The sequence below is a fragment of the Alkanindiges illinoisensis genome, from assembly GCF_004377485.1.
Classification (GTDB): domain Bacteria; phylum Pseudomonadota; class Gammaproteobacteria; order Pseudomonadales; family Moraxellaceae; genus Alkanindiges; species Alkanindiges illinoisensis_A.
Window position 1 is genome coordinate 24,809 of the sequence record NZ_SNTY01000022.1, and the last position, 9,277, is coordinate 34,085.

Genomic DNA, 9,277 nt, shown 5'->3' on the forward strand with positions numbered 1-9,277 from the left:
ATTAGGATTCTCCTTGCTGATCAGGCTTATTTGTAGAGTCAAGACCCAGGGCATCAATCACCAGAGTAGCTTGCTGTTTTGCGTGTAAATAGGGCGAACCACTGGCCGGAGCTGCAGAAGCAGGGCGACCGGCATAGTTGACTGGAATAAGCTGGTCTGGACGCAGGCTGGCAACATCACTATAAATCAGGTGGGCAATAAACAACCATGCACCCTGATTTTGCGGTTCTTCCTGTGCCCACATCACACGTTCCAGATTTGGATATTGCGATAACACTTCGCGCACGCGGGCTTGCGGATAAGGATAAAGTTGCTCAATGCGCACAATCGCCACATCATCCAGCTCTTCTTCACGGCGTTTTTCCAGCAAGTCGTAATACACCTTGCCACCGCACAATACGACGCGCTTAACCGCTGTCTTATCGAGGTTATCCACCTCATCAATCACTGTATCAAAGCGGCCATTGGCCAATTCATCCAGTGTTGAGGTTGCCAGCTTGTGACGTAGCAAACTCTTGGGCGACATAATCACCAAAGGCTTACGGGTTGGGCGAACAACCTGCCGACGTAATACATGGAAAATTTGCGCAGGCGTGGTTGGTGTGCAAACCTGCATGTTTTCTTCAGCACACAATTGCAGGAAACGCTCCAGACGCGCGCTGGAATGCTCAGGGCCTTGCCCTTCATAGCCATGCGGTAATAGCAGCGTTAGGCCACACAGGCGCTCCCACTTGGTTTCACCGGAGCTAATAAACTGGTCAATAACCACCTGTGCGCCATTGGCAAAGTCACCAAACTGGGCTTCCCACACAATCAGGCTGCTTGGAATGGTGGTGGCATAGCCGTACTCAAACGCCAGTACAGCTTCTTCGGAAAGCAAAGAATCATACAGCGCAAAGCGGGGCTGGTTTTCCTTGATATGGCATAACGGAATATACTGGCTACCATCAGTCTGGTTTAACAGCTTGGCATGACGATGTGAGAAAGTACCGCGTCCCACGTCCTGACCAGTGAGCCTTACCAGATAGCCTTCATCCAGCAAGGTTGCATACGCCAGGGTTTCAGCAGCGCCCCAGTTGAGTGCTAGCTCGCCAGTCTGCATTTTCAAACGGTCATCAATGACTTTTTGTACCTGCTTTTGCAACACAAAACCTTCAGGGAACTGTGCCATTTTCCGGCCCAGCTCCTGAAGACGTTCTTTTGCAACCCCAGTATCCCACCGATCTACCAGTTGGTGACCCACATAAGGCGACCAATCCACATACAGCTTTTTATTCGGCTCACGCACCAGTGCATTCGCCACATGCTTACCTGCTTCCAGTGCCGAGCGATAGCTTTCAATCATATTGTCAGCATCGCTACGATTAACCACCTCTTCCTTAATCAGCTTGTCAGCATATAAAGTACGGGTGGTTGGTAGCTTGCTAATGACCTGATACATCAGCGGCTGGGTTGCTGATGGTTCATCGGCTTCGTTATGACCACGGCGGCGATAGCAGAACAGGTCAATGACCACGTCCTTGCGGAACTCCTGCCGGAAATCCAGTGCCAGTTGGGTAATAAACACCACGGCTTCAGGGTCATCACCATTAACATGGAAAATTGGCGCCTGCACCATTTTAGCCACGTCAGTACAGTATTCAGTTGAACGGGCATCATCAGGGCAACTGGTGGTAAAGCCCACCTGATTGTTGATAATCACATGCATGGTGCCACCCACGGTATAACCGCGGGTTTGTGACATCTGGAAGGTTTCCATGACCACGCCCTGTCCGGCAAACGCAGCATCGCCGTGCACAATGATTGGCAGCACATCGTCACCACCAATGTCTTGACGGCGCACCTGACGGGCACGTACTGAACCTTCAACTACAGGGCCTACAATTTCAAGGTGGGATGGGTTAAACGCCAGTGCCAGATGAATCTCACCACCGGGTGTCATCACGTTACTGGAAAAACCCTGATGATATTTCACATCACCAGAACCCTTTTTGTTAAAGGTCTTGCCTTCAAACTCGCCAAACAGGTCAGCCGGGTTCTTGCCCAAAATATTGACCAGCATGTTCAGGCGGCCACGGTGCGCCATGCCAATAACCACTTCCTTGGTTCCTGCCTTGCCGGAACGCTGAATGATTTCATTGATCATGGGAATAAAGCTTTCGCCACCTTCCAGGCCAAAGCGCTTGGCGCCGACATAACGGCTGCCCAGATACTTTTCCAGACCTTCGGCAGCAGTCAGGCGCTCTAAAATCGCGGTTTTTTGTTCATTGCTAAAATTAAACTGGCCACGCGCACCTTCCAGACGCTGCTGAATCCAGCGCTTTTCCTTGGTGTCAACAATGTGCATGTACTCTGAACCAATTGAACCACAATAAATGGCTTCCATGGCATCAACCATTTCACCCAGTGTGGTTTCAACCTTGCCGATGGCCAGATTACCGGTTTGAAAAACCGTATCCAGATCAGAACGTGACAGGCCATGCGCCGCTAGATCTAGATCAGGCACCTGCTCACGCTTGGCCAGATGCAATGGATCAAGTTTGGCTTTTTGATGACCACGGTTGCGGTAGGCTGCAATTAGTTGCAATACCCCAACCTGACGGCGCTCATGCTCAGTACTGACTGAACTTTGCGGCATCGGTTGTACACGAGTGCTATTGCGAGCCAGTAATAGAAATTGTTCTTTGATATTGCGATGTGGCTGATCCCCTTTGGGGAACTGATCAAAATAGGCCCGCCAATCGTCTCCTACTGTTTCTGGGGCAGTGAGGTAACATTCATAAAGTTCTTCAATATATGCCGCATTTTCTGCGGATAATTCTGTGTCCAGACGCTGTGCGTCAACAACTTCTTGCATGAGACGACCCATTTTTCAATTGCAAAAATAATAGCTTGCCGGATAAACAAGCCACTTCACATTAAAGTTTCGGATACAAAACTTTAATGTTGCGTAAATGCCCCAGATTAAGAATCCAAGCCACCCACACACGACGACAACACAACCAAGCCAGGTTAACTGGCAAACGCATGCTTCCAGACAAACGAGTAAAACAGGCTTTTGCGTCAGACACGTTACCCTGCTTTACCTACTTATCTAGCCGTACACCGTACCCGTCCTAAAACGAGCAATTTTTTGCAAATCGAATTGGCCAAAACAAAGGATAGTGTAAGACACAGTTCTTTTGGCTTGGCGAATGCGACTTATTCAGTGGCATCTGTCCAGTAAATCTGGCAAGACTTTCAAATACAGACAAAAAGCGTTATCAATAATGGCTATTATTATGACCTTTCATCATCTGTTTTTCATGTGACAAATCGTATCATGAGTTACATAACCATCTGGATTTTTTTATTCAATAGCTGATATTAAGCCGTGAAATAATCCTGCTGATAATGAATAGCATACGAGATTTATGCGCTGTTTTCAGCTCCAATAAGACCAAAGTTGAAGCACATCTGCACTAAAAAGAAACACACGGTTTTTTTACAGTTAACCCGCAGCGAAAAAACAAAAAACGCGCCTCAAGGACGCGTTTTCTGACAGAACAAAACAGGTTTAGCCTGCCTGCTCCAGTAACAGATTACGGATATGACCAATGGCTTTGGTTGGATTCAGGCCTTTTGGACATACCGAAATACAGTTCATGATACCGCGGCAACGGAACAGGCTAAATGGATCGTCCATACGTGCCAGACGCTCGGCTTGTGCTGTGTCACGCGAATCAATAATGAAACGGTATGCCTGAATCAGTGCAGATGGTCCCAGGAACTTGTCCGGATTCCACCAGAATGATGGGCACGAGGTTGAACAGCAGGCACATAGAATACATTCATACAGGCCATTCAGCTTTTCACGATCTTCCTGAGACTGCAAACGCTCTTTTGGTGGCGCAGGCTGGTCATTCAACAGATAAGGACGAACCTTTTCGTACTGAACGTAGAACTGGTTCATGTCGACCACCAGATCACGAATCACCGGCAGACCCGGCAATGGGCGAATGACGATCTTTTGTGGCAGTTCGTTCAGGTTCAACAAACAGGCCAGACCATTCTTACCATTGATGTTCATGCCATCAGAACCACAGATTCCTTCACGGCAAGAACGACGGAAAGTCAGGGTTTCATCCTGCTTTTTCAACTCAAGCAATACATCCAGCAACATACGGTGGCTATCATTGAGCTCCAGCGTATAGGTCTGCATATAGGGTGCTTTATCCTTATCAGGATCATAGCGATAAATTTCGAAAGTACGAGTACCTCTGCTCATCTTGAACTCCTGATTAGAATGTACGTGGCTTAGGTGGAATTTCATCCACTGTGAGTGGCTTTTGACGCACAGGCTTGTATTCAAGACGGTTGTCAACAGAATACCAGAGCGTATGCTTCATCCATTCATCATCACGGCGGCCATTGGCATAGGTTGGGTGATCACCCGGTAACTCATAGTCAACCACGGTATGCGCACCACGGCACTCGGTACGCGCCGCTGCAGAAATCATGGTTGCCTTGGCAACTTCATACAGGTTTTCAACTTCCAGTGCTTCAATACGGGCAGTATTGAATACCTTGGATTTGTCTTTCAGATGCAGGTTCTTCACCCGTGGCGCCAGCGCAAGAATCTGTTTAACGCCTTCATCCATCAACGCTTGTGTACGGAACACACCCGCGTGCTGCTGCATGACTTCACGAATCGCATCCGCAACATCCTGTGCATTTTCGCCAGTGGTTGAATTTTGCAGGGCATTCAAGCGACGGTTGGTGTTTTCCAGCACAGCATTTGGCAATGGCGCATAGTCATCGCCATGATGCTTGGTCACATAATCAATGATATGTTCACCAGCAGCTTTACCAAACACCACCAGATCCAGCAGTGAGTTGGTACCCAGACGGTTTGCACCGTGGACGCTCACACATGAACACTCACCAATTGCATAGAAGCCTTTTACAACTTCTGTAGGGTTATCCCCTTTGGGAACAACTACCTGACCATGAATGTTGGTTGGAATACCACCCATCTGATAGTGAATGGTTGGTACAACCGGAATTGGCTCTTTGGTACAGTCTACGTTGGCAAACTTCTTGCCAATTTCGAATACGGACGGCAAACGCTTCATAATGGTATCTGCGCCCAGATGGGTTAGATCCAGTACCACGTAATCGCCATTCGGGCCACAGCCACGGCCTTCCTTGATTTCCTGATCCATGGAACGGGAAACAAAGTCACGTGGGGCAAGGTCTTTTAAGGTTGGCGCATAGCGTTCCATGAACGGCTCACCGCTCTTGTTACGCAGCACACCGCCTTCACCACGGCAGCCTTCAGTTAACAGTACACCAGCACCAGCCACGCCAGTCGGGTGGAACTGCCAGAATTCCATATCCTGCAACGGAATACCCGCGCGGGATGCCATACCCAATCCGTCACCGGTATTGATATAGGCATTGGTAGACGCACGGAAAATACGACCTGCACCACCAGTTGCAAACAGGGTTGCCTTGGCCTGGAATACCGCCACATTGCCAGTTTCCTGATCAATGGCCGTTACACCCAGAACATCACCCGCTTCGTTACGAATCAGGTCAAGTGCAATCCATTCCACAAAGAACTGGGTACCCAGCTCAAGGTTTTTCTGGTACAGGGTATGCAATAGCGCATGGCCAGTACGGTCAGCGGCAGCACAGGCACGTGGCACAGCTTTTTCACCGTAGTTGGCAGAGTGACCACCAAACGGACGCTGATAGATGGTGCCATCTTCATTACGGTCAAACGGCATGCCCATGTGCTCAAGCTCATACACCACTTTGGGTGCTTCGCGGCACATGAACTCAATGGCATCCTGATCGCCTAACCAATCGCCACCTTTGACGGTGTCATAAAAATGGTAGTGCCAGTTGTCTTCCTGCATGTTGCCTAAAGACGCACCAATACCACCCTGGGCAGCAACGGTGTGAGAACGGGTTGGAAATACTTTGGTCAATACGGCAACTTTTAAGCCAGCCTCAGCCAACTGCAAAGATGCACGCATGCCCGAACCACCGCCGCCAACAATTACGGCATCGAAGTTCAGGGTTTCAATATTGGTAAAATCTTGATTGGGGTTTGATTTTTTAAGATCAGTTGCTGCCATGATATGTTCCTATCAATGTGCCCAGAAAATCTGGATACCCCAGACCATAAACACAATTATTGCAACAATCGTTGCACATTGCAGAATCAGACGGTACGCACTTGCAGAAGGACCAACCTGCGCTGGCGTAATGTAGTCAGTAAATACTGTCCACATGCCCACCCATGCATGCCCAACCAGAGATAAAATAGCCAGCAGGCTAAAAATCTTCATCGGCAAGGTCATCATAAAGCCATACCAGGCCGTGTAGTCAAACCCGGGATGGAGCAAAATCCAGCCCAGAATCAGAATGGTATATACCGCCAGAATGACAGCACTCAGGCGCTGTACAATCCAGTCACGTGAACCGGAACCGGTCAAACCTGTTGCACTTCTCATCACAGCACCACCAACCAGATAAATGACGCCACAATACCAATGGCAGAAAGTACCAGCGCAGTAGTCGCAGCAGCACGGCCACTTTGCAGGCCCTCAGCGAAACCGATGTCGCCAAGCAAGTGCTTGATGCCCATAATCAAATGGTAGATCAGACCAGCCACAAATGCCCACACCACCAGACGGACAAGCAGGTTGCCGAAAATCTGGTCATGCACATAGGCAAAACGTTCTGGAGAAGCCAAAGAACCCTGTAAGAGCCAGAGCAATACAGGAATAAGTAAAAAAATGATGATTCCAGACACGCGGTGTAGAATCGAAGCAATAGCCACGGGAGAGCGCAAATTTACCGCTAACACTTGGCCCATGGACAAATTGACAGGTCTGTTGCTTTTCACAGCGGGCATCCTGTAGGTAAAAACTCCCATTGGAGTTTGTATTAATTCGAAGGAAAGCTGGCGAAACAGGCGCTAAGCCTGTTAAAAACGACACGAAATTATAGTGCTGTTATGATTTAATTACAAACTGGCAGCGAAAATGAATTTCGTTTTTTTTGAAGCGCAAATGAGAATTGCTTCTTTAGTGAGGCTGTAATTCCCTATCCTTGTGCCTGATGCATGCATTATTATTTATCTAATTTTAGCTTGCATGCTAGAGTTGCCAAGTATTAACGCAGTTCCAAGCATCCTTCTTGCTGTATTATATAGTTTGCCGAAAAAGGCCTGAAAAAAATCTTTTAATAAGGTCAAGTAAAATTTATGCGGCTAAAGTCTAAGAATAATTTTAAGCCATTGCCCTAAAAAGCAGCATCTTCGTTTAGTTAAAAATAATGATTCAATTCATTAAATTAGATGAAATAAAATCTGGATATTGCATTTTTTTGCTTTAAAAGATTTAAGTATCGCAATTTTTTACAAATCTGCTTACAAATAGGATTGTCACCAATAACTTTGGCATATTGTATGCTATGTGACTTTGGCTGCTTGCCTGTCATTTATTATGATGACCATGCATCAGCAAAGTAATCAGACAAGGTCGTATTTGTGATGACTTTTTTTGATTAAATTGGCATTTTAGCTTGAAGTATGATTGACAAAATTTTAGTTCAAACTAAGCTTATAGCGCATTTTTTTACATGGCGTTAACGGAATTTAACAATTACTGATCTTGTAATTGATTTTCCGCACAATCGCATCCTATAACACCAGGACAGGAGAGTTTTTGAATGTCTGACGCAACTGGCAAAAAAGCCGTTCTTTCGCTTGATGGCAAACAAATTGATCTACCAATTTACAGCGGCACACTCGGGCCAGACGTTATTGATGTAAAGGATGTGTTGGCCCAAGGACACTTCACCTTTGATCCTGGTTTTATGGCAACTGCTGCCTGTGAATCCAAAATTACATTTATCGATGGTGATAAGGGCGTTTTATTACACCGCGGCTATCCAATTGATCAACTGGCTGAAAAAGCAGATTATCTGGAAGTTTGCTACCTGTTGTTGCACGGCGAGCTACCCAATGCCGAGCAAAAAGATGAGTTTGATAAACTGGTTCGCAACCACACCATGTTGCATGATCAGGTTCAGCGCTTCTATAACGGTTTCCGCCGTGACGCGCATCCAATGGCAGTAATGTGTGGTGTGGTAGGTGCGCTGTCTGCGTTCTATCACGATGGTCTGGATGTTGAAAATCCAAAACACCGTGAAATTACTGCAATTCGTCTGGTTGCCAAGATTCCAACCATTGCGGCCTGGAGCTACAAGTACACCATCGGCCAGCCATTCATGTACCCGCGTAATGATTTGAGCTACGCTGAAAACTTCCTGTACATGATGTTTGCTACCCCTGCTGATGTGGACTACAAGGTAAATCCGGTACTGGCCAAAGCCATGGACCGTATTTTCACTCTGCATGCTGACCACGAGCAAAATGCCTCTACCTCTACGGTGCGCATGGCTGGCTCTACTGGTGCCAACCCGTATGCCTGTATTGCGGCTGGTATTGCAGCACTGTGGGGCCCTGCGCATGGTGGTGCCAACGAAGCTGTGCTAAAAATGCTGGACGAAATTGGCAGCGTTGAAAACGTGGCTGAGTTCATGGAAAAAGTAAAACGCAAAGAAGTGAAGCTGATGGGCTTTGGTCACCGCGTTTACAAAAACTTTGATCCACGTGCCAAAGTCATGAAGCAAACCTGTGATGAAGTACTGGCTGCGCTGGGTATCAATGATCCTCAGCTTGCACTGGCCATGGAACTGGAAAAAATTGCACTGAGTGATGAATATTTCATTAAGCGCAACCTGTATCCAAACGTTGACTTCTACTCTGGCATTATCCTTAAAGCCATTGGTATCCCCACTGCAATGTTTACCGTAATCTTTGCACTGGCTCGTACTGTGGGCTGGATTAGCCACTGGCTGGAAATGCACAGCGCACCTTACAAGATTGCCCGTCCACGTCAGCTGTACACTGGCGCGACCCAGCGTGATTTTGTCAAGGTAGACCAGCGTTAATTTGCTATTCCATGCTTGAATACAAAAAACTCCCGTAAGGGAGTTTTTTGTTAGCGTGAAGAAAAACGATTTTCTTTAGTCAAGACATAAACTTTAACTTTGCTATACGTAATAGCTAATGGTTTTCATTTTATAATTATATTAGATCTCTTTCATAAATCAAAAAACGATCTTCTTTTTGGTTAATATTTGCACTCCGGATTTCTTAGCATTCGTGCATAATCTGCGGATGAAATACATCGATTCAAACAAGCTTTCTGATCCT

The 9,277-nt window shown here is 47.0% G+C and carries 6 protein-coding genes; 1 reads left to right on the top strand and 5 read right to left on the bottom strand.

Features of this window, described 5'->3' with window-relative positions:
• Position 1 precedes the first annotated feature (1 nt).
• From E2B99_RS06835 to sdhC, 5 genes are all read right to left on the bottom strand, one after another.
• A complete protein-coding gene (locus tag E2B99_RS06835) occupies positions 2–2,857 on the bottom strand; it encodes a 2-oxoglutarate dehydrogenase E1 component (RefSeq protein WP_134244193.1) in 2,856 nt (951 codons plus the stop codon).
• A gap of 699 nt (positions 2,858–3,556) precedes the next feature.
• Positions 3,557–4,267, bottom strand: coding sequence for a succinate dehydrogenase iron-sulfur subunit (locus tag E2B99_RS06840; protein ID WP_134244194.1), 711 nt, complete (start codon positions 4,265–4,267; stop codon positions 3,557–3,559).
• A gap of 13 nt (positions 4,268–4,280) precedes the next feature.
• Positions 4,281–6,125: a succinate dehydrogenase flavoprotein subunit gene (sdhA, locus tag E2B99_RS06845; RefSeq protein WP_134244195.1), complete on the bottom strand. Its 1,845-nt coding sequence runs from the start codon at positions 6,123–6,125 to the stop codon at positions 4,281–4,283.
• Positions 6,126–6,137: 12 nt separating this feature from the next.
• Positions 6,138–6,503, bottom strand: coding sequence for a succinate dehydrogenase, hydrophobic membrane anchor protein (sdhD, locus tag E2B99_RS06850; RefSeq protein ID WP_134244196.1), 366 nt, complete (start codon positions 6,501–6,503; stop codon positions 6,138–6,140).
• Positions 6,503–6,907: a succinate dehydrogenase, cytochrome b556 subunit gene (gene sdhC / locus E2B99_RS06855; RefSeq protein ID WP_083698576.1), complete on the bottom strand. Its 405-nt coding sequence runs from the start codon at positions 6,905–6,907 to the stop codon at positions 6,503–6,505. Before sdhC ends, sdhD begins: the two co-directional genes overlap by 1 nt.
• An 818-nt stretch (positions 6,908–7,725) precedes the next feature.
• On the opposite strand from sdhC, the gene gltA reads away from it, so the two are divergent.
• The gene (gene gltA, locus E2B99_RS06860) at positions 7,726–9,012 is read left to right on the top strand and encodes a citrate synthase (protein ID WP_026471427.1); all 1,287 of its coding nucleotides are present in this window, start codon (positions 7,726–7,728) and stop codon (positions 9,010–9,012) included.
• The last annotated feature ends 265 nt before the right edge of the window (positions 9,013–9,277 follow it).

Bases quoted from the DNA above. Each gene is read 5' to 3' on its own strand.
- E2B99_RS06835 (WP_134244193.1), bottom strand. From the start codon at position 2,857: ATGCAAGAAGTTGTTGACGCACAGCGTCTGGACACAGAATTATCCGCA.
- E2B99_RS06840 (WP_134244194.1), bottom strand. From the start codon at position 4,267: ATGAGCAGAGGTACTCGTACTTTCGAAATTTATCGCTATGATCCTGAT.
- sdhA (WP_134244195.1), bottom strand. From the start codon at position 6,125: ATGGCAGCAACTGATCTTAAAAAATCAAACCCCAATCAAGATTTTACC.
- sdhD (WP_134244196.1), bottom strand. From the start codon at position 6,503: ATGAGAAGTGCAACAGGTTTGACCGGTTCCGGTTCACGTGACTGGATT.
- sdhC (WP_083698576.1), bottom strand. From the start codon at position 6,907: ATGCCCGCTGTGAAAAGCAACAGACCTGTCAATTTGTCCATGGGCCAA.
- gltA (WP_026471427.1), top strand. From the start codon at position 7,726: ATGTCTGACGCAACTGGCAAAAAAGCCGTTCTTTCGCTTGATGGCAAA.